Raw genomic sequence first — 19967 nt, 5'->3', positions numbered from 1 at the left:
TATGAAGACTTTCGTGGCGTCCCGCCTCGGCGCGATGGTGGCCATCCTGATCGCGCTCACCGGAGTGCTGTTCGTCCTGCAGAACATCTCGCCGCTGGACCCGGTCAAGGCGCAGCTCGGCGCCCAGGCGTCAGCGCAGGCGGTCGCCGCCCGGCGCCAGGCACTGGGCCTCGACGACCCGGTGCTGGTGCAGTTCTGGCATTACCTGGCCGGCGCCGCCACCGGCGATCTGGGCACGTCCTACCGGACCCGGCATGCGGTGCTGTCCGACCTGGGGTCGTTCTTCCCGGCCACCCTGGAACTGGCGCTGTGTGGACTGATCATCGCGATCCTGCTCGCGGTGCTGCTCGCGTTCAGCACCACGCTGAAGTGGCGTGGGGCAGGTGTGCTGCGGGCGGTGTTGTTCACCGGCTCGTCGGCGCCGATGTTCCTGCTCGGCATCGCGGGGCTGATCGTCTTCTACCAAACCCTGGGCTGGGTACCGGCCAACGGCCGTGTCGCCGTGCCCAATCCGCCCGACGGGCCCACCGGACTGCTCACCGTCGACGGTCTGCTGCACGCCCGCCTGGATGTGGTGGCCGACGCGCTGCACCACCTGATCTTGCCGGCGCTGGTCATCGCGATCGGCCCGGCCGTCGCGATCGGTCGGGTGCTGCGCAGCAGCCTGATGACCGATATCGACAGCGACTACGCGCGGACCGCCCGTGCCAAGGGGCTGTCGGAGAGCAGGATCATGGCGCGCCACGTCCTGCGCAACTCCGTCGGCGCCGCCCTGTCGATGACGGGACTGCAAGTGGGCCTGATGTTTTCGGGGGTCCTCGTGGTCGAGCAGGTATTCGGCTGGCCCGGTATCGGTCAGTACATCGCGCAGAGCATCCCGGTGGCCGACTTCCCGGCGATCGCCGGCGTCACGCTCATGCTCGGCGCGCTCTACGTCTTCATCAACACGGCCGTGGACCTGCTCCAGGCCGCCGCAGATCCCCGTATCGCAGTCCTAGGAGGTTAGGTGCCCAAACAGCCGCTCATCGTGGGCAAGCCCGTGCTTGTCGTGGTGGACATGCAGGAGTCCGGCGACATGCCGGTCGAACAGGTGGGTATCCCGCACATGGCGGGCTACGCCGGCCGGATCGGGCGGGCGCAGCAACTGATCTCCGCGGCTCGCGCGGCGACCATCCCGATCGTGTTCTTCCAGGAGGTGCATCGCGCCAGCGGTGTCGACTTCGGCCGCGAACTCGACGGCGTCGAGGGTCCGCACTGCATAGACGGGCGGCCCGGCACACCGCTGCATCCCGAGCTGCTACCGAACTTCGACGGTCCCAACGAAGAGTTCCACATCGTCAAGCGCCGCTACTCCGGTTTCATCGGAACCGAATTCGAGATCGTGCTGTCCGGTCTCAAGGCCGACACCCTGATCCTGATCGGCGGCCTCACCGATGTCTGCGTGCACTACACGTTCGCCGATGCGCATCAGCGTGACTTCTACGTACGCGTCGTGACCGACTGTGTGGGGGGCTCCTCGCAGTACCGCCACGATGCGGCACTGGACGCGATGGAATACCTGCAGACCGGCGCGATGCGGACCACCGAGGAAATCCTCGCCGCTTTCCGCGAAATCACCAGCCCCGTCCTCGAAGGAGCCGCACGATGAGAAAACTACGCACTGTTCTGGCGATCGGCGCGGTGGCGGTCCTGACCGTGACGGCCTGTGGCGGTTCGAATTCCGGCGGCGGCAGCACCCCTAACGCCGCCCCGACCGACAAGGTGCTGCACCTGTCGTTCCTGCAAGACCCGGGACAGCCGCCGGACCCCGACATCTACTACGCCGGACAGGGTCTGCTGCTGACCACGAACACCTACGAGGGTCTGCTGCAGTACAAGGCCGGTACCGACAAGCCGGAGCTGGAGCCACTTCTGGCCACGGAGTGGACCGCCTCGCCCGACAACAAGGTGTTCACGTTCAAGCTGCGCGAAGGCGTCAAGTTCCACGACGGCACCCCGCTGACGTCCGCCGCCGTCAAGGCCTCCTTCGACAGGCGGGCGGCCGTGAACCAGGGCCCGGCCTACATGGTCACCGACGTCGAATCGGTGACCACCCAGGGCGATTACGGCGTCACCGTGACGCTCAAGGCACCCAACTCGGCGTTCCTGGACTACCTGGCCTGCCCGTACGGGCCGCGCATCCTGAGCCCCGAAGGCCTGAAGAAGAACGGGGGCACCGACAACGCTCAGGGTTATCTCACCAACCACGACCTGGGTACCGGCCCGTACACGTTGACCGCCGCCGAGGTCGGCTCCAAGTACGAACTGACTGCCTTCGGCGACTACTGGGGCACCAAGCCGTATTTCGAGAAGGTCGAACTCCCGGTGATCACCGATGTGTCGGCGCAGCAGTTGCAGTTCAACAACGGTCAGGTCGCCGCGATCCTGCACGACCTGCCCTCTTCCGCCGTGCAGTCCTACCTGGACAACAAGTCGTTCGCGAACTACTCACTGCCGACCATGATGTCGAACTACGTCTACATCAACCCGCGCAAGGGCATGATGACCGACGCCAAGAATCGCACCGCCGTATTGCAGGCCATCGATACCGACGAACTGGTCAAGCAGACGTATTTCGGGCGCGGTAAGAAGGCCGAGCAGATCTACCCGCCGAACATGATGGCCGCCGAGTTCGGCAAGCAGAACGTTCCGCACGATCCGTCGGTGCTGTCCGGTATCGCCGGGGGATTGCCTGCCGACCAGAAGGCCGTCACCATCGGCTACGACTCCAGCAACCCCGACAACCAGTTGATCAGCAACCTGATTCAGACGCAGCTGGCGGCGGCCGGCCTGAACGCCAAGGTGCAGGCCTATCCCACCTCGGAGATCTATGGCTGGGTCGGCACCGACGGGCAGTCCGCGCCGGAGATCATGACCTACCTCGGATGGCCGGATGCACCGTCGCCGTACACCTGGGGACACATCTCGTGGGATGCCGATGGCGGACTGAACTTCTTCGGGTGCTCGGCGCCTGCGGTCACCGCGGCTCTGGCCAAGGGCCTGCCCGCCGATACGGACGCCGACTTCTCCACCGCCGGTGAGGAAGCGGTCAAGACGGGCTGCTGGCTCAACGTCGCCGACGTCAACGACTTCATGGTGGCGCAGCCCTGGCTCAAGGGTGTCGAGCAGGCGCACGTGGTGACCAACCCGAACTCGTTGCGGCTGGCCGCGCTGTCGGTGGGCTGATGACGACACTGGTCCACAAGAGCGGTGTGCGCCGGATCATCCTGCTGACGCTGGGTTGGGAGGAACTGCCGAAATCGGTGTCGGTGTATGGCGCTCCGCCCGAGGAACGGCTGCGGGAACCGGTGCCCGGCGTGCTGCTGCAGACCGACGGCGGCTGGGTGTTGCTGGACACCGGCTTCAACACCGCGTTGGTGCGGGACCCGGCGCTGTACCGGCGGTTCTTCCCGACGGTGGAGTACCGCCCGGTGCTGCCCGGCCCCGGCGAGCCGATCGAGCAGCGGCTCGCCGAGGTCGGGGTGGACTTCGATGCGATCCACACCGTCGCGGTCAGCCACCTGCACCACGACCATGCCGGCGGCCTGAAGCTGTTCGCCGGCAAGGTCCCGGTGCACGCCCAGCGCCGGGAACTCGAATACGGTCTGTCCAATCACCCGGTGCCCGAACGCAATGCGATCGTCCGGGTGGATTTCGACGATCCGAATATCGAGTGGCGACTGGCCGACGGAGAAGCCGAGATCGCGCCGGGGATCACCGCGGTGCCGACCTACGGGCACACCCCGGGACACCAGAGCTTCGTGGTGCAACTCGATGAGTCGGTCGGTGGCGATGGATTCGTGTTCGCCTTCGACGCGGCCGATCTCACCGAGAACATCGAACACGAGCTGGCCATCGGCGGCTACATCGACGTCGATCCCGAGGACACCGTCGAACCGATCCGCAGGCTCAAACGACTAGCCGCCGACAAGGGTTATCAGCTGATCCCGGGGCATGATCCGCATGTGTGGCCGGAGCTCACCCGGCATTTCCATGACAGGTTCGGGCCGGTCGCGTCGTGATGGACGGCGTCCTGCGTGCGGACCGGGTGCTCATCGACGGGCACCTGGTGCCGGCGTCGGTCGGCATCGCCGGCGGGCGGATCGCCTTCATCGGCGCCGTCGACGCGCACTGCCCGGCCGCACAAGACGACCGGTTGTCCGATGCCGTGGTGTTGCTGCCGGGGTTCGTCGACACCCACGTCCACGTCGACGAACCCGGCACCGACTGGGAGGGGTTCGCGACGGCCACGGCGGCCGCGGCCGCCGCCGGAATCACCACGCTGGTCGACATGCCGTTGGACTGCGACCCGGTGACCACCAGTGTCGCCGCCCTGCAGGCGAAAAGAGCGGTGGCCGAAGGTAACTGCCACGTCGACGTGGGTTACTGGGGCGGCGCCGTCCCGGACAACCTGGACCAATTGGCACCCTTGCTGCGGGCCGGGGTACGCGGCTTCAAGTGCTTCCTCACCGCCTCGGGCAACCCGCGGTTCGCGCACCTGAATCCCGGGCAATTCCGCACCGCCATGGCCCGCATCGCCGAACTGGGCTCCGTGCTGCTGGTGCACGCCGAAAGTCATGCGGTGATCGCGGCCAGCCCACGCCCCACCGGCCGGGATTACCGGTCGTTCCTGGCCTCGCGCCCGGATGCGGCCGAGGAGGACGCGGTGGCACTCGTCATCGACACCGCCCGGCAGACCGGAGCCAGGGCGCACATCGTGCACGTCTCCGGTGCCCGGGTTCTACCGCAGCTGGCCGCCGCGAAATCCGCGGGCATCCCGGTGACTGCCGAAACCTGCCCGCATTACCTCACCTTCGATGCCGAGACCATTCCCGACGGCGCCACCGAGTTCGCCGCCTGCCCGCCGATCCGCGACGGCGCCAACCGCGAACCGCTGTGGTCGGCACTACGCGAGGGGACGCTGGACCTAGTGGTCTCCGACCATTCGCCGTGCGCACCGGGCCACAAGGCCGGTGGGGATTTCGGTCGGGCGTTCGGCGGGATCAGCTCGCTGCAACTGGGTCCCAGGGCGGTGTGGACCCAGGCGGCCCGGCGCGGCGCCGGGCTGGCCGACCTGAGCCGGTGGATGTCGGAGCGGCCCGCCGGACTGGCCGGCTATGCCGACCGGGGCCGGATCGCGGTGGGACTGCGGGCCGACCTGTGCGCCTTCGATCCCGATGTGGTGAAGACGGTCAGCGCGGCCACGCTGCGCCACCGGCACCCGGTCAGCCCGTATGACGGTGTCACCCTGCGCGGTTCGGTGCGCCAGACCTGGGTGGCCGGTGCGCCGGTGCCGGCCCGGATCGGGCAGCCGGTATGAGAATCCTGGTACTCAATCCCAACATCTCGGCCACCATGACCGCCGACATCGCGGCGGCCGCGCGCGAGGCGGCCCACGCGGACACCGAAATTGTGTGCATGTCACCGCATTTCGGTTCCGCTGCCATCGACTCGGCGGCGGAGAGCTATCTGTCGGCGGTGGGGGTGCTGGACGCCGTCACCCGGCTGACGGCGGCGGGAACCTTCGACTTCGACGCCGTGGTACTGGCCGGTTTCGGTGAGCACGGCCGCGACGCGCTGGCCGAGACACTGACGGTGCCGGTGTTCGACATCGCCGAATGTGCCGCGCACATCGCGCATCTGATCGGCCGGCGGTACTCGGTGATCACCACGCTGGCACGCTCGATTCCGCCCATCGAGGACCGGCTGCTGTTGGCCGGACTGAATGCGCACTGCGCCTCGGTGCGCGCGTGTGGGCTGGGGACCGCCGAGGTGGACGCCGACCCCGCCGGCGCCGTGCAGGCCATCGTCGACGAGGCGGCCCGCGCCGTGCACGAGGACGGCGCCGACGTGATCTGCCTGGGCTGTGCCGGCATGGCGGGGGTGACCGCGGCCATCGCCGCCAAACTCGGGGTGCCCGCCGTCGACGGGGTGGCCGCGGCGATCGGATTGGCCCAGGCCGTGGTCGGGCTGGGGTTGTCCACCAGCAAGGCCGGCGTGTACGCACCCGGTCCGGACAATCCGCGCAGCCATTGGCCGCTCTCCGAACGGCTGGGCCTGTGACCGACGTCGATCTGGCCTCCCGTGTCGTCGGCGGCAGCGTGGTGGCCGCCAGCGACGAGTCCTTCGGGTTCAAGGAACGTCTCGTCGATCCCGGCGAACCCGCCTTCGTCCCGGGCACCTACGACTTGCGTGGCGAAGTGGTGGACGGCTGGGAGACCCGCCGGCACGCCGGTCCGGACGGCGACTGGGTGATCATCCGGCTCGGCGTGCCCGGCCGGCTGCACACCGTCGACGTCGACACCCGGTTCTTCTCCGGTAATCACCCCAGCGCCTGCGCCGTGGATGCCTGCACCCTGGACCGCACCGACGATCCGGCTGGCCCGTCCGTGCATTGGTCACCGATCGTGGAAATGACCGTCCTCAAAGCGGATTCGCACAATCTGCTGACCGTGTCCGACTCGCGGCGCTGGACGCATCTGCGGCTGCGCTTGCAGTCCGACGGCGGCGTCGCGCGGGTACGCGCCTACGGCGAGGTGGTTCCGGACCCGGCGCTGTGGTCCGATGTCACCGTCGAGGTATCCGGCCTGGAGCACGGCGGGCGCGTCGAATGGTGCAGTGACAGCTTCTACTCCAGCGCGGCCGCGCTGGTCGCCCCGAACCGGCCGCACAACATGGGCGATGGATGGGAGACCCGCAGGCGCCGCGATATCGGGCCGGACACCCACGATGCGGTGATCGTCTCCTTCCTCGTGCCCGCCGACCTGCGCCGCATCGAGATCGACACGTCGTACTTCGTGTTCAACGCCAGCCCCGAGGTGTCGGTGCTGGGCACCCGCAACCGGCCCGACCGCGAACACGGTTGGGGCTTGGTGGCTTTCGACGTCCCGGTGCTCGCACGGTGTGCCCTGATCCCGGATGCCCGTCAGGTGTTCCCGGTCGCCGTTGCCGGGGTGACCGCCCTGCGGGTGCAGGCCTACCCCGACGGCGGCATCGCCCGGGTGCGGGCCCTCGGCACGCCGACCGCCGAAGGGCTGGGCCTGCTGCGGCACCGCTGGGAGGAAAGTTCGTGACGATCCTGATGACCGACTGTGTCGGGTTGTGGCGGCGCACCCTGCTGATCGAGCCGGACGGCACCCGCAACACCGAACCCGGTGTGCTGTGGCTACAGGGCCCGACGGCCTATGTCGACTCGCGTGGCTTCGCGGGCACCCTGCACCAGAACGGCGACATCTTCGAATGGCACCGCGCCATCGACGTGCAACCCCCGGGGCCGTTCCCGGATGCGGGCGTGATGACGTGGGCCGGCGACACCCTCGTCGAAACCGGTGTGCACGAGGACTACGTCGAGCACTGGGTCCGGGATCCGGGCGCGGCCACCCCGGCCGGAGCGCTGCACCTGTCCGGGCCGGACGGTGCGCAGGCGCTGCTGGTTCGTGCCGGTGCACTGTTCGGCTGGGCCGACCGCACCCAGGTGGTCATCGGTGCCGACCACCGGGCCCTCGGAATCGTCATATCCGGCAAGGACATCCAGGCCAACGGCGTGCGCTGGACAGTGGAGAAATCGGAAGGGAACGTGGATTCATGAGTGGCGTCACGTCATTCACATCGGTGCCCGTCATCGATATCAGTGGGTTGTACTCACCGGAGCGCACCGAGCAGGAGCGGGTGGCCGCCGAGATCGGCCGGGCGGCAGCGGAGGTCGGCTTCTTCTACATCAGCGGCACCGGCATCGACGAGTCGCTGTTCGAGCAGATGCTGGCTGCGGTCAAGGAGTTCTTCGCGCTGCCGGTGGAAGAGAAGATGCGCAACTACATCGGGCTGTCCCGGTGCCACCGCGGCTATGTGCCCGTCGGTGAGGAAGGACTCGAGGGCACCACCCCGGATCTGAAGGAGGCGTTCGACACCGCGCTGGACCTGCCCGCCGACGATCCGGATTACCTGGCCGGCAATCCGATGCTGGGCCCCAACGCCTGGCCGGCACTGCCGGGGTTCGCCGAGGCGGTCACCGCGTACTACCAGGCGCTGCTGGGAGTGGGGCAGCGGCTGCTGTGGGCGTTCGCGGTCGCGCTCGGTGAGGATCCCGAGGTGTTCTCCCGGCACGCCACCAAGACCCCGAGCCAGTTACGCCTCATCCATTACCCGCACAATCCAGATGCGAAGGACAGCATCGGGATCGGCGCCCATACCGACTACGAGTGCTTCACCCTGCTCAAACCGACCGCGCCCGGACTGGAGGTGCTCAACGGGGCGGGCGAATGGATCGACGTCCCACCGGTGGCCGGGGCCTTCGTCGTCAACATCGGTGACCTGCTGGAGCTGTGGACCAACGGCGCGTTCGTGGCCACCAGCCACCGTGTCCGCAAGGTCGCCGAAGAGCGGTACTCGTTCCCGTTGTTCTTCAACGTCGACTACCACACCGAGGTCAAACCGCTGCCGCAGTTCGCTTCCGCGGATGCCAAGTCCCGCCCGACATTGCGGGCCGGGGAGCACCTGTTCGCGCAGACTGCGCAGACCTTCGCCTATCTGCGGCGCCGGATCGAGACCGGGGAGCTGGTGCTGCCGGAGGGCTCGCTGGGACTGGGCCAGTTCGGTCAGCAGGCGCTGCAGGGCGCCGAATAGCCCGGCATAGCTAGTTGATCGGGGCGTTGAGCGTGCGCAGATCGTCCAGGATGCCGCGCGCGGCCACCACACCGCGGCCGGTCTGCCAGACCTCGTTGTTGACGATGAACACCCGGTTGTCCCGGTTCGCCGAAAGCTTGCGCCAGGCCGGGCTGTCCAGCACCGTCGCGGCGTGCTCCTTGGCGGCGGGGGAGTCGAAGGACAGGTAGACGATGTCCCCGTCGGCGGCGGACAGATCGGCATCCGGTGCCAGCTCGATATATGGCTTGTCGGTGAATCGTTGTGCCGCAGGGCGATCCACCCCGACCAGGTGCAGCACGCTGGCCGCGAAGTTGTCGGCCCCGTAGACCCGCACGGTGTTCTCGGTGAACTGCACCACCGATGCCTGGAAATGCGTGGCGTCGTTCTGCTGCCCGGTCTTGCGGGCGTCCTGGGCGAAACCGTCGAGGATGCGGGCCGCGTCCTGGGGGCGGCCGGTCGCCGCGGCGACGGTGCGCAGGGTGTCCTGCCAGCCCGCGCCCGGCGCCCCGGTGAACACCGTCGGTGCGATCCGGTTCAACGCGGCGAAGTCCGTCGGGGTGAGCGCCGAGGACCCGAGGATGAGGTCGGGGGTGGCGTGGCCGATGGCGTTCAGGTCCGGGGATGTCCGGCTGCCGACACCGGGCGCGGCGTGGACGACGGTACCCAGATATGACGGCTGCGCGTCGGAGCCGTCGGCGAGCGCGGCACCGGTGATCCGGCCCTGCAGACCCAGCGCGCACAACGCGTCGAGCTGATCACCGGACAGGGCCACGATGCGCTGCGGGTCGCCGCGCACCTCGGTGGCCGGGGGGACGTCGGCGGCCGGGGCATTGCCGACCTGACGCGGGGCGGGATCGGCCGGTGCGGGCTGGGCGGCGCACGACTCATCGGGGCGGCGCTGGTTGCCAAGCACGCCCGCGCCGGCGATCCGCGTGGTGCTGGTGATCGGGGCGCCCGGTACCGGGCCCGTCGGCGCGGATTCCGGGCCTCCGCAGCCGGTGAGCAAGGTCAGTGTCACGGCCGAGACGATGGACGCCACCGCTGCGACCTGGGCGATGCGCGCAGTGGGAAACAGCACGTCGCCGACGGTAACATTTGCACCCCCGCGCGAAACTACGACAGTTTGTAGGACCCATGCCGCCGATGTCGGTGACGGGGGATAAGATCTCGAACAGACACTGCCGGGACGACCCGTCGATTTTTTATGGAGGATCTGTTGGTAGCCGAAGCGCCCCCAATCGGAGAACTCGAGGCACGGCGTCCGTTCCCGCAGCGGATGGGCCCCAAGGGCAACCTGATCTACAAGCTGATCACGACCACCGATCACAAGCTGATCGGCATCATGTACTGCGTCGTGTGCTTCATCTTCTTCTTCGTCGGCGGCCTGATGGCCCTGCTGATGCGCACCGAACTGGCGTTGCCGGGCCTGCAGTTCCTGTCCAACGAGCAGTTCAACCAGTTGTTCACCATGCACGGCACGGTGATGCTGCTGTTCTATGCGACCCCGATCGTCTTCGGCTTCGCCAACTTGGTGCTGCCCCTGCAGATCGGCGCCCCCGACGTCGCGTTCCCGCGGCTGAACGCCTTCTCGTTCTGGCTGTTCCTGTTCGGTGCGCTGATCGCCATCGCCGGCTTCATCACCCCCGGCGGTGCCGCCGACTTCGGCTGGACGGCGTACTCGCCGCTGACGGATGCCATCCACTCCCCGGGCGCCGGTGGCGACCTGTGGATCATGGGCCTGGCCGTCGGTGGTCTGGGCACCATCCTCGGTGGCGTCAACATGGTCACCACGGTGGTCTGCATGCGCGCCCCCGGCATGACGATGTTCCGGATGCCGATCTTCACCTGGAACATCCTGGTGACCTCGATCCTGGTGCTGCTGGCGTTCCCGCTGCTGACCGCCGCGCTGTTCGGCCTGGCCGCCGACCGCCACCTCGGTGCGCACGTCTATGACCCCGCCAACGGCGGTGTGCTGCTGTGGCAGCACCTGTTCTGGTTCTTCGGGCATCCCGAGGTGTACATCATCGCGCTGCCGTTCTTCGGCATCGTGAGTGAGATCTTCCCGGTGTTCTCCCGCAAGCCGATCTTCGGGTACACCACCCTGATCTACGCGACGCTGGGCATCGCGGCACTCTCGGTGGCGGTGTGGGCGCACCACATGTATGCCACCGGCGCGGTCCTGCTGCCGTTCTTCTCGTTCATGACCTTCCTGATCGCCGTGCCGACCGGCATCAAGTTCTTCAACTGGATCGGCACGATGTGGAAGGGGCAGTTGACCTTCGAGACGCCGATGCTGTTCTCGGTCGGCTTCCTGATCACCTTCCTGCTCGGCGGCCTGTCGGGTGTGCTGCTGGCCAGCCCGCCGATCGACTTCCACGTGACCGACAGCTACTTCGTCATCGCGCACTTCCACTACGTGCTCTTCGGCACCATCGTGTTCGCCACCTACGCGGGCATCTACTTCTGGTTCCCGAAGATGACGGGCCGGCTGCTCGACGAGCGCCTGGGCAAGCTGCACTTCTGGCTGACGTTCATCGGTTTCCACACCACCTTCCTGGTGCAGCACTGGCTGGGTGACGAAGGTATGCCGCGGCGCTACGCCGACTACCTGCCCACCGACGGTTTCACCACCTTGAACGTGGTCTCCACCATCGGCGCGTTCATCCTCGGTATCTCGACGCTGCCGTTCGTCTGGAACGTGTTCAAGAGCTGGCGCTTCGGCGAGCCGGTCGTGGTCGACGACCCGTGGGGTTACGGCAACTCCCTGGAGTGGGCCACCTCCTGCCCGCCGCCGCGGCACAACTTCACCGAGCTGCCCCGGATCCGTTCGGAGCGACCGGCGTTCGAGCTGCACTACCCGCACATGGTCGAGCGGATGCGTGCCGAGGCGCACATCGGCCGCGCGCACGGTCCGTCCGATGGCGACGTCACCCGGCTCGACGACGAGAACGTCCGCACCTGAATCGGTGAGTAATTCCAAGGTGTCGGTCCTGATCACCGTCACCGGACTCGACCAGCCAGGCGTCACGTCGGCGCTCTTCGAGGTGCTGTCCCGGCACAACGTCGAGTTGCTCAACGTCGAACAGGTGGTCGTCCGGCGCCGGCTCACCCTGGCCGTACTCGTGTCGGCGCCCGCCGAGGTGGCCGACGGCTCGGAGTTCGGCGATGACGTCCGGACCGCCATTCACGGGGTGGGACTGGACGTCACCATCGAGCGCAGCGCGGACCTACCGGTCATGCGGGAGCCGTCCACCCACACCATCGTGGTGCTGGGCCGGCCCATCGCCGCCGAATCCTTCGGGGTGGTGGCCCGCGAGGCCGCCGAGCTCGGCGTGAACATCGACACCATCCGGGGCGTGTCCGACTATCCGGTGACCGGCCTGGAAATGCGGGTGTCGGTGCCGCGGGGAGCGGCCTACGCCCAGTTGCAGGAGGCGATGGCGCGGGTCGCCGTCGAGCAGGGCATCGATATCGCGCTGGAGGACTACAGCCTGTCCCGGCGGGCCAAGCGGCTCATCGTCTTCGACGTCGACTCGACCCTGATCCAGGGCGAAGTCATCGAGATGCTGGCCGCGCGGGCCGGCGCGGAGGCCAAGGTCGCCGCGATCACCGAGGCCGCCATGCGCGGCGAGCTGGACTTCGAGGAGTCGCTGCGCGAACGCGTCGCCACCCTGGCCGGCCTGCCGGCCGAGGTGGTCGACGAGGTGGCCGACGAACTGGAATTGACGCCCGGAGCCCGGACCACGATTCGCACCCTGCGCCGGTTGGGCTTTCACTGCGGCGTGGTGTCCGGCGGTTTCCGCAAGGTGATCGAGCCGCTGGCGCACGAGCTGATGCTCGACTACGTCGCCGCCAACGACCTGGAGATCATCGACGGCAAGCTGACCGGCCGGGTGATCGGGCCGATCATCGACCGGCCGGGGAAGGCCAAGGCGCTGCGTGATTTCGCGCAGCAGGCCGGTGTCCCGATGGAGCAGACCGTCGCCGTCGGTGACGGTGCCAACGACATCGACATGCTCGCGGCGGCCGGCCTGGGCGTGGCGTTCAACGCCAAGCCCGCGCTGCGTGAGGTCGCGGATGCGTCACTGAGCCATCCATATCTGGACACCGTGCTGTTCATCCTCGGGGTGACCCGCGGTGAGATCGAGGCCGCCGACGCGGTGGACGGCACCATCCGGCGGGTCGATATCCCCGATTAGCCTCTACAGTGGAGACATGGTGTTGCTGAAACGGACGATTCTCATCGGTGCATGCGCGGCGGCGATCTCCGGGGGAGCGGTCGTGCTCGCGGCGCCGGCGTCGGCCGATTGCCCGTGGGGCACCCGGCCCAGCCACTTCGAAGGCGTGTGTGTCGCCGGGGCGGGCAAGGGCAGCAGCACCAGCGGAAATGCCGTCGTGGCGCCGCCGGATCTGTCCCCGCCGCTGGTGCAGAGCCTGGGCCCGGGAAGCGGTCTGACCTCGGTCGCCGGTATCCCGTGCACCCCGGAGAACATGGGCAAGTGCATCGCCCTGCAGCAGAGCCAGGGCGGCTAGATGTACTGACCACGGACGTTAGGGACGGCGTGGCGTGGTGACATGAAGAAGACCTCCGGGTGAAGTGCGAGCTGTCTAGGAACGCACCAGCCACACTCGGAGGTCTTCGTGTCCCACCGTAATGCCCCTTTGTCTGAAACCGGTCGTCTGCGCCTGGCTCGTTGTGTTGTTGAGGATGGGTGGTCGCTGCGCCGTGCCGCTGAGCGGTTCCAGGTCGCGGTCACCACCGCGCAACGGTGGGCTGCTCGTTATCGCGAACTGGGCCAGGCCGGCATGGCCGATCGCAGTTCCCGACCACACCGAAGCCCGCACCAGACGCCGACCCGCACCGAGCGCCGAATCATCAAAGTCAGGGTCATCCGCCGATGGGGACCAGCCCGGATCGGTTACTTACTCGGCATTCATCCCTCAACCGTGCACCGAGTGCTGACCCGATATGGCGTGGCCAGACTGCGCTGGCTGGACCGCCCGACCGGCAGGACCGTGCGCCGCATCGAAACGGCTGCGATAGGCGAACTGGTCCACATGGATGTCAAAAAGGTCGGCAAGATCCCTGCGGGCGGGGGCTGGCGGGCACTCGGGCGCAGCCGCGGCAGGCGCAACTCCCAGGCCGACAAGAGCTCAGGACAGTTCCGCTCGCCGGGTCATCCGGTTCGCGGCTATCACTTCCTACACACCGCCATCGACGCGCACTCGCGGCTGGTCTACAGCGAACTGTTGGCAGACGAACGCAAAGAGACCGCCGCCGCGTTCTGGACCCGGGCTAACACCTGGTTCAACCAATGCGGGATTACGGTCCGGAAAGTACTGACCGACAACGGTTCCTGCTACCGATCCCATGCCTTTCGGGATGCACTCGGCGATATCGAACACCGCCGCACCCGACCGTATCGACCACAAACCAACGGCAAGGTCGAACGCTTCCACCGCACCCTGGCCGACGAATGGGCCTACGCCCGGCTCTACACCGGCGACGCTGAACGCTGCGCCGAATACCCGCGCTGGTTACACACCTACAATCATCACCGCGGCCACACCGCACTCGGCGGCCAACCACCCGCCACCCGCGTACCTAACCTTTCAGGTCAGTACAGCTAGACCACCACTGCGTGGGACTCCGGCTCGACCGCACCGGTGATCGAACTCCAGGCCCGCGCCATCAGGTCGACGGCCTCGTCGAGTTGGCGTTCGGGCAGCGCATAGGGCACCCGCACGAATCGTTCCAGGGTGCCGTCCACCCCGAATCGCGGACCGGCCGGGAGGTCCAGACCCAATCGTGAGGCCGACGCCGACAGCGCCGTGCTCATCGGTGCGGGCAGCTTGACCCACAGCGAGATCCCATTCGGTCCCGGCCCGGGCCGCCAGTCGGGCAGTCGGCTGGCCAGCAGATCGATCAGGTAGGCCCTGCGCGTGCGCAGCAGTGCCCGACGTTCGGGTAGCACGTCCTCCCGTTGTTCCAGAAGCCTTGCCGCAGTGAGCTGTTCGAGAATCGGGGTGCCGAGGTCCACCGAGGGACGGATGGCCGCGATGGTGGCCAGGGTGTGGGGCTCGGCCCGGATCCAGCCCACCCGCAGGCCACCCCAGAACGATTTCGACATCGATCCGACCGTGAGCACCAGATCACGACGGGGCACCGTCGCGGCCAGTGGGGCGGGCGGCGGCTCGTCGGTCCACATGTCCATGATCGACTCGTCGATCACCGTGCGGGTGCGGCTGTCGGAGATGATGTGGCCCAGGCGGATTCGTTCATCGGCCGGCATGGTGAAACCGGTCGGGTTGTGGTTGTCCGGGATCAGATAGGCCAGGCTGGGTGACAGCTGCCGGATGGCCGCGTGCACCGCGTCCAGTTCCCATCCCTCGTCGGTCAACGCAACCGGGACGGCGCGCGCCCGCGCGGTCGAAATGGCCGACAGCGCACCGTGATACGTCGGCTGCTCGACGAGCACCCGGTCGCCGGGCTCGGTGAAGGCCGCCAGGATCAATCCGATGGCGTGCTGGGCCCCGCTGGTGATCATGATCTGGGCGGGGTCGGTGGGCAGGCCGCGGTCGCGGTAGCGCGCGGCGACGGCGGTGCGCAGGGCACAGACGCCCGTCGGGTCGAGTCCGGTCCCGCTGAGATACGGGGCGAGATCGCGAGTGGCCGCGGCGAACGCCTCCAGCACCGGCGCGCTGGGGGCGGACATCGCCGCGGCGGCCAGGCTGACGGCGTGGCCAGCGGCCGGTTCGGCCGCCACCTCGGGGCGGGGCGGCAGCGCGGCGGTGCTACGCGCGCCGCGACGCGCCTGCAGATAGCCGTCCTCGCGAAGCTGGGTGAAGGCCGCGGTGACGGTGGTCCGGGACACCCGCAGCGCATCGGCCAGGGCCCGTTCGCTGGGCAGCCGTGAGCCGACGGGGACCCGGCCGTCGACGATCAGCAGCCGGACGGCGTCGGCCAGTCCGGAGTAGGCGGGTCCAGTTGCGCTGGAGGTGCGCCAGTTGCCCAACTCGCGAGCCAGAAGGTCCTCATCGAGTGATCTGGCAGCCATTTCTATCGACATTTGAGGCCAGTATTCCGCAACTGGCTATTGAATGGCAAGCCAATCGTCCGGAAACTGGGGACATGAGGAAGAACTGGCTATCCAGATTGGCGGCGAAGTATCCCCGCTCCGGGCCGTACAACCGGGTGCGGCGTGAGGATGCCGATGCCCGTCGCGTGCGCAACGAGCTCGATGCCATCCGGGCCCGTTTCCCGGACCACGCATGACGGCGCTCACCCGCGGGTCCCTGCTGCTGTTCGGACTCATCGGGTACGGCCTGTCGATGGCCATGATGGTGCGCGCCGGTCTCGGTCTGGACCCGTGGGACGTGTTTCACCAGGGCCTCACCCGGCACACGCCGATGACGATCGGTATCGCGTCGGCGGTGGTCGGCGTCGTCGTGCTGCTGGCCTGGATCCCGCTGCGCAACAAGCCAGGCGTCGGCACCGTCGCCAACATCATCGTCATCGCCGTGACGGTCGACGCCGGGCTGGCGGTCCTGACCGCCCCGGCATCGCTGCCGGCCCGCATCGCGCTGATGCTGGGTGCGGTCGCACTCAACGCCGTCAGCACCGTGCTCTACATCGGCGCCGGGCTGGGCCCCGGCCCCCGAGACGGTCTGATGACCGGGCTGGTGGCGCGGACCGGACTGTCGGTCCGGCTGGTCCGCACCAGTATCGAGGCGACGGTGCTCGCGGTGGGCTGGCTGCTCGGTGGCACCGTCGGCGTCGGCACCGTGGTGTACGCGTTCGGAATCGGCCCGCTGGTGCAGCTGATCCTGCGGATCATGCCGCGGCGGCTGTTGTTCCACGATTTCGGCGCCCCGGGGCGCTCCCGAGCCGGACAGGGTCCCGACACTACGATGGGCGAGTGCCCGACAGCGAGCGTCAAGCCGATCCAGACCTGCTGATCGATTTCGCCAGAGTCACCCTGCGCCGCGGCGGCAAGACTCTGGTCGGCCCCGTGGACTGGGCTGTCGAACTCGACGAACGATGGGTGGTCATCGGGCCCAACGGTGCAGGTAAGACCTCGCTGCTGCGCATCGCGGCCGCCGTGGAACACCCGTCGTCGGGTACCGCGTTCGTGTTGGGTGAACGGCTCGGGCGCACCGATATGGCCGAACTGCGCAGCCGCGTCGGCCTGTCCAGTTCGGCGCTGAGTCAGCGCGTTCCCGACGACGAGGTGGTGCGCGATCTGGTGATCTCGGCCGGCTACGCGGTACTGGGCCGGTGGCGCGAGCGCTACGACGACGTCGACTACGAGCAGGCCGTCGACATGCTGGAGAGCGTCGGGGCCGAGCACCTGGCCGAGCGTCAGTACGGCACCTTGTCGGAGGGCGAACGCAAGCGGGTGCTGATCGCGCGGTCCTTGATGACCGACCCGGAACTGCTGCTGCTCGACGAGCCGGCCGCCGGCCTGGACCTGGGTGGCCGCGAGGAACTGGTGGCCCGGCTGGCCGACCTGGCCGCCGACCCGGACGCACCCGCGATCGTGCTGGTGACTCACCATGTGGAGGAGATCCCGCCCGGCTTCAGTCACTGCCTGCTACTGGCCGAGGGCGGCGCGGTCGCCTCCGGCCTGCTCGCCGACGTGCTGACGGCGGAGAACCTGTCCACCGCCTTCGGGCAGTCCATCGCCCTGGAGATGGTCGACGGACGCTACTTCGCGCGGCGCACCCGCACCCGCGCGGCACACAGGAGGCGCGCATGACCGAACTGCAACCCCTGCCGGCCCGGCCCGCCGCGACGGTGATGCTGGTCCGGGACACTCCCGGCGGAATCAACATCTTCCTGATGCGCAGGCACATGAACATGCAGTTCGTCGCCGGAACCACGGTGTTCCCCGGCGGCGGCGTCGACGATCGGGACCGCAACGCCGATATCGCGTGGCATGGGCCGGATCCGGGGTGGTGGGCCGACAAACTCGGGGTGGACACCGACCTGGCGCTGGCGTTGGTGTGCGCGGCGGCCCGGGAGACGTTCGAGGAGTCCGGGGTGCTGTTCGCCGGACCCGCGGCCGGCTCCGGGCATCCCGAGATCGTCCGTGACGCGTCGGTATACCGCGAGGCACGCAAGGAACTCGACGCCAAGACACTGTCCTTCGGCGAGTTCCTGAAGACCGAAAAGCTGGTGCTGCGCGCGGACCTGCTGCGGCCGTGGGCGAACTGGGTGACCCCGAAAGAGGAGCGCACCCGGCGCTACGACACTTACTTCTTCGTCGGCGCGTTGCCCGAGGGCCAGCGCGCCGACGGTGACAACACCGAGACCGACCGCGCCTACTGGGCGACGCCGGAGTCGGCGCTGGACGACTTCGCCGGGGGCCGTACCTTCCTGCTGCCGCCGACCTGGACACAACTGGACTCGCTGGCCGGTCGCGACGTCACCCAGGTGCTCGCGGTGGAACGCCAGATCGTGCCGGTGTCCCCGCACCTGGTGGTCACCGACGGCAACTGGGAGATCGAGTTCTTCGACAGCGACCGCTACAACGCGGCCCGCAACCGGCGCGCACCGGACGGTTACGCCAATTCCGATGTGAAGCCGACGTGAGGGAGTTCGTCACCCTCGCGGTGAACGACGGAATCGGCACCCTGGTGCTGTCCCGCCGGCCGGAGAATGCGCTGACCCGGCAGGTGTACCGCGAGATCGCCGAGGTCGCCGCCGAGCTGAGCGCTCATGCCGAGGTCGGAGCGGTGATCCTGTTCGGCGGTCACGAGGTGTTCAGCGCCGGTGACGACGTCCCGGAGCTGCGCCGGCTGCATCCCAGCGATGCGGCCAGCGTCACGGCGGCCTGCCGCGCCGCGGTCGCCGCGGTGGCCGCCATCCCGAAGCCGACCATCGCCGCCGTCACCGGGTATGCGCTCGGGGCCGGGCTGGCCCTGGCCCTGGCCGCAGACTGGCGGGTGTCGGGGGACAACGTGAAGCTCGGCGCCACCGAGGTGCTGGCCGGCCTGCTGCCCGCCGCGGGCACCGCCGGGCTGGTCGGCGCCATCGGGGCCACCCGGGCCAAAGAACTGGTGTTCAGCGGGCGGTTCGTCGGCGCCGAGGAGGCACTGGAGATCGGCCTGATCGACGAGATGGTGGCCCCGGACGGGGTGTACGACGCGGCGCTGGCCCGGGCCCGGAGGTTCCTGGAGGCGCCCGCGCATGTGCTCGCCGCCGCCAAGGCGATGATCGATGCCCCTGGTGACGGGGTACGGCGCTACGTCGAGGTCTTCGGCACGGAGCCCGGCAGTTAGGCTGCCCATATGACGAGCACGGACCAAACGCCGAATCCGCACGCTACGGCCGAACAGGTCGAGGCAGCGCTGAAGGACACCAAGCTGGCGCAGGTGCTGTACCACGACTGGGAAGCCGAGACCTACGACGACAAGTGGTCCATCTCGTACGACCAGCGCTGCATCGACTACGCGCGGGGCCGGTTCGACGCCATCGTCCCCGACGAGATCCAGCGTGAACTGCCCTACGACCGGGCCCTCGAGCTGGGCTGCGGAACCGGTTTCTTCCTGCTCAACCTGATCCAGGCCGGGGTGGCCCGACGCGGCTCGGTCACCGACCTGTCACCGGGCATGGTCAAGGTGGCCACCCGCAACGGGCAGGGGCTGGGTCTGGATGTGGACGGCCGGGTCGCCGACGCCGAAGGCATCCCGTATGAGGACAACACCTTCGATCTGGTGGTCGGGCACGCAGTGTTGCACCACATCCCCGATGTGGAGCTCTCGCTGCGCGAGGTGGTGCGGGTGCTCAAGCCCGGTGGCCGCTTCGTCTTCGCCGGCGAGCCGACCAGTAAGGGCAACATCTACGCGCGCAATCTGTCGACCCTGACCTGGCGGCTGTCCACCAACATCACCAAGCTGCCCGGCCTGGAGAGCTGGCGCCGCCCGCAGGCCGAACTCGACGAATCCTCCCGCGCCGCGGCGCTGGAAGCCGTGGTGGACCTGCACACGTTCGAGCCGTCGGATCTGGAGCGGATGGCCACCAATGCCGGCGCGGTCGAAGTGCGCACTGCCAGCGAGGAATTCACCGCCGCCATGCTCGGCTGGCCGATCCGCACCTTCGAGGCTTCGGTGCCCCCGGGTCGATTGGGTTGGGGCTGGGCCAAATTCGCCTTCAACAGCTGGACATCGCTGTCCTGGGTGGACGCCAATGTGTGGCGCCGCGTGGTGCCCAAGGGCTGGTTCTACAACGTGATGGTCACCGGGGTCAAGCCGTCGTAACGGCGGGCAGGAGCGAAGCGACC

The 19967-nt window shown here is 68.3% G+C and carries 21 protein-coding genes; 19 read left to right on the top strand and 2 right to left on the bottom strand.

From position 1 onward, the window contains the following. Position 1: 1 nt before the first annotated feature. The 9 genes from ACXPWS_RS21235 to ACXPWS_RS21195 are packed head-to-tail and all read left to right on the top strand — an operon-like array spanning position 2 to position 8661. Entirely contained in the window at positions 2-1006 is a 1005-nt protein-coding gene (locus tag ACXPWS_RS21235) for an ABC transporter permease (protein ID WP_458708543.1), read from the top strand. Further along, entirely contained in the window at positions 1007-1648 is a 642-nt protein-coding gene (locus tag ACXPWS_RS21230) for a cysteine hydrolase family protein (RefSeq protein ID WP_458708542.1), read from the top strand. Further along, the gene (locus tag ACXPWS_RS21225) at positions 1645-3225 is read left to right on the top strand and encodes an ABC transporter substrate-binding protein (RefSeq protein WP_458708541.1); all 1581 of its coding nucleotides are present in this window, start codon (positions 1645-1647) and stop codon (positions 3223-3225) included. The genes ACXPWS_RS21230 and ACXPWS_RS21225 overlap by 4 nt, the downstream gene beginning before the upstream one ends. Next, the gene (locus ACXPWS_RS21220; protein ID WP_458708540.1) at positions 3225-4061 is read left to right on the top strand and encodes an N-acyl homoserine lactonase family protein; all 837 of its coding nucleotides are present in this window, start codon (positions 3225-3227) and stop codon (positions 4059-4061) included. Before ACXPWS_RS21225 ends, ACXPWS_RS21220 begins: the two co-directional genes overlap by 1 nt. Continuing rightward, positions 4061-5359 (top strand): allantoinase AllB, encoded by a 1299-nt coding sequence (gene allB / locus ACXPWS_RS21215; protein ID WP_458713633.1) that lies wholly within the window; start codon positions 4061-4063, stop codon positions 5357-5359. Before ACXPWS_RS21220 ends, allB begins: the two co-directional genes overlap by 1 nt. Continuing rightward, positions 5356-6102: an aspartate/glutamate racemase family protein gene (locus ACXPWS_RS21210; RefSeq protein WP_458708539.1), complete on the top strand. Its 747-nt coding sequence runs from the start codon at positions 5356-5358 to the stop codon at positions 6100-6102. Before allB ends, ACXPWS_RS21210 begins: the two co-directional genes overlap by 4 nt. Next, entirely contained in the window at positions 6099-7112 is a 1014-nt protein-coding gene (gene alc, locus ACXPWS_RS21205) for an allantoicase (protein WP_458708538.1), read from the top strand. The genes ACXPWS_RS21210 and alc overlap by 4 nt, the downstream gene beginning before the upstream one ends. Further along, positions 7109-7627, top strand: a complete 519-nt coding sequence (locus ACXPWS_RS21200; protein WP_458708537.1) for a hypothetical protein — start codon at positions 7109-7111, stop codon at positions 7625-7627. The genes alc and ACXPWS_RS21200 overlap by 4 nt, the downstream gene beginning before the upstream one ends. Next, positions 7624-8661 (top strand): isopenicillin N synthase family dioxygenase, encoded by a 1038-nt coding sequence (locus ACXPWS_RS21195; RefSeq protein WP_458708536.1) that lies wholly within the window; start codon positions 7624-7626, stop codon positions 8659-8661. Before ACXPWS_RS21200 ends, ACXPWS_RS21195 begins: the two co-directional genes overlap by 4 nt. Positions 8662-8671: 10 nt before the next feature. On the opposite strand, the gene ACXPWS_RS21190 is transcribed toward ACXPWS_RS21195, so the two are convergent. Further along, positions 8672-9760, bottom strand: a complete 1089-nt coding sequence (locus tag ACXPWS_RS21190; protein WP_458708535.1) for an iron-siderophore ABC transporter substrate-binding protein — start codon at positions 9758-9760, stop codon at positions 8672-8674. Between the two features lie 138 nt (positions 9761-9898). Here ACXPWS_RS21190 and ctaD point away from each other — a divergent pair, with 138 nt between their 5' ends. From ctaD to ACXPWS_RS21170, 4 genes are all read left to right on the top strand, one after another. Further along, positions 9899-11644, top strand: a complete 1746-nt coding sequence (gene ctaD, locus ACXPWS_RS21185; RefSeq protein WP_458713632.1) for an aa3-type cytochrome oxidase subunit I — start codon at positions 9899-9901, stop codon at positions 11642-11644. After that, entirely contained in the window at positions 11601-12881 is a 1281-nt protein-coding gene (gene serB, locus ACXPWS_RS21180; RefSeq protein WP_458708534.1) for a phosphoserine phosphatase SerB, read from the top strand. The genes ctaD and serB overlap by 44 nt, the downstream gene beginning before the upstream one ends. 16 nt (positions 12882-12897) lie before the next feature. Beyond that, complete coding sequence (locus tag ACXPWS_RS21175) at positions 12898-13215, top strand: hypothetical protein (RefSeq protein WP_458708533.1); 318 nt, start codon at positions 12898-12900, stop codon at positions 13213-13215. A gap of 108 nt (positions 13216-13323) precedes the next feature. After that, positions 13324-14313: an IS481 family transposase gene (locus ACXPWS_RS21170; protein ID WP_458708532.1), complete on the top strand. Its 990-nt coding sequence runs from the start codon at positions 13324-13326 to the stop codon at positions 14311-14313. Here ACXPWS_RS21170 and yczR read toward each other — a convergent pair. Beyond that, a complete protein-coding gene (yczR, locus tag ACXPWS_RS21165; RefSeq protein WP_458708531.1) occupies positions 14310-15752 on the bottom strand; it encodes a MocR-like transcription factor YczR in 1443 nt (480 codons plus the stop codon). The genes ACXPWS_RS21170 and yczR overlap by 4 nt on opposite strands. Before the next feature lie 62 nt (positions 15753-15814). On the opposite strand from yczR, the gene ACXPWS_RS21160 reads away from it, so the two are divergent. The 6 genes from ACXPWS_RS21160 to ACXPWS_RS21135 are packed head-to-tail and all read left to right on the top strand — an operon-like array spanning position 15815 to position 19944. Further along, positions 15815-15958 (top strand): hypothetical protein, encoded by a 144-nt coding sequence (locus ACXPWS_RS21160; protein ID WP_458708530.1) that lies wholly within the window; start codon positions 15815-15817, stop codon positions 15956-15958. After that, a complete protein-coding gene (gene yczE / locus ACXPWS_RS21155) occupies positions 15955-16641 on the top strand; it encodes a membrane protein YczE (protein ID WP_458708529.1) in 687 nt (228 codons plus the stop codon). Before ACXPWS_RS21160 ends, yczE begins: the two co-directional genes overlap by 4 nt. Further along, entirely contained in the window at positions 16602-17441 is an 840-nt protein-coding gene (locus ACXPWS_RS21150; RefSeq protein ID WP_458708528.1) for an ABC transporter ATP-binding protein, read from the top strand. Before yczE ends, ACXPWS_RS21150 begins: the two co-directional genes overlap by 40 nt. Continuing rightward, entirely contained in the window at positions 17438-18277 is an 840-nt protein-coding gene (locus ACXPWS_RS21145; protein ID WP_458708527.1) for an NUDIX hydrolase, read from the top strand. The genes ACXPWS_RS21150 and ACXPWS_RS21145 overlap by 4 nt, the downstream gene beginning before the upstream one ends. After that, entirely contained in the window at positions 18274-18966 is a 693-nt protein-coding gene (locus tag ACXPWS_RS21140) for an enoyl-CoA hydratase (protein ID WP_458708526.1), read from the top strand. The genes ACXPWS_RS21145 and ACXPWS_RS21140 overlap by 4 nt, the downstream gene beginning before the upstream one ends. Positions 18967-18975: 9 nt before the next feature. Next, positions 18976-19944, top strand: a complete 969-nt coding sequence (locus ACXPWS_RS21135) for a class I SAM-dependent methyltransferase (protein WP_458708525.1) — start codon at positions 18976-18978, stop codon at positions 19942-19944. Positions 19945-19967 lie beyond the last annotated feature (23 nt).

The sequence above is a fragment of the Mycobacterium sp. BMJ-28 genome (genome assembly GCF_054404835.1).
The sequence above is the reverse complement of the archived record's forward strand: the minus strand, read 5'-3'. Positions and strand labels throughout refer to the sequence as shown.

What these genes read in the sequence shown, in the direction of transcription:
- ACXPWS_RS21235 (WP_458708543.1), top strand. Translation starts at nt 2, where the DNA reads ATGAAGACTTTCGTGGCGTCCCGCCTCGGCGCGATGGTGGCCATCCTG.
- ACXPWS_RS21225 (WP_458708541.1), top strand. Translation starts at nt 1,645, where the DNA reads ATGAGAAAACTACGCACTGTTCTGGCGATCGGCGCGGTGGCGGTCCTG.
- ACXPWS_RS21220 (WP_458708540.1), top strand. Translation starts at nt 3,225, where the DNA reads ATGACGACACTGGTCCACAAGAGCGGTGTGCGCCGGATCATCCTGCTG.
- allB (WP_458713633.1), top strand. Translation starts at nt 4,061, where the DNA reads ATGGACGGCGTCCTGCGTGCGGACCGGGTGCTCATCGACGGGCACCTG.
- ACXPWS_RS21210 (WP_458708539.1), top strand. Translation starts at nt 5,356, where the DNA reads ATGAGAATCCTGGTACTCAATCCCAACATCTCGGCCACCATGACCGCC.
- ACXPWS_RS21195 (WP_458708536.1), top strand. Translation starts at nt 7,624, where the DNA reads ATGAGTGGCGTCACGTCATTCACATCGGTGCCCGTCATCGATATCAGT.
- serB (WP_458708534.1), top strand. Translation starts at nt 11,601, where the DNA reads ATGGCGACGTCACCCGGCTCGACGACGAGAACGTCCGCACCTGAATCG.
- ACXPWS_RS21175 (WP_458708533.1), top strand. Translation starts at nt 12,898, where the DNA reads ATGGTGTTGCTGAAACGGACGATTCTCATCGGTGCATGCGCGGCGGCG.
- yczR (WP_458708531.1), bottom strand. Translation starts at nt 15,752, where the DNA reads ATGTCGATAGAAATGGCTGCCAGATCACTCGATGAGGACCTTCTGGCT.
- ACXPWS_RS21160 (WP_458708530.1), top strand. Translation starts at nt 15,815, where the DNA reads ATGAGGAAGAACTGGCTATCCAGATTGGCGGCGAAGTATCCCCGCTCC.
- yczE (WP_458708529.1), top strand. Translation starts at nt 15,955, where the DNA reads ATGACGGCGCTCACCCGCGGGTCCCTGCTGCTGTTCGGACTCATCGGG.
- ACXPWS_RS21145 (WP_458708527.1), top strand. Translation starts at nt 17,438, where the DNA reads ATGACCGAACTGCAACCCCTGCCGGCCCGGCCCGCCGCGACGGTGATG.
- ACXPWS_RS21135 (WP_458708525.1), top strand. Translation starts at nt 18,976, where the DNA reads ATGACGAGCACGGACCAAACGCCGAATCCGCACGCTACGGCCGAACAG.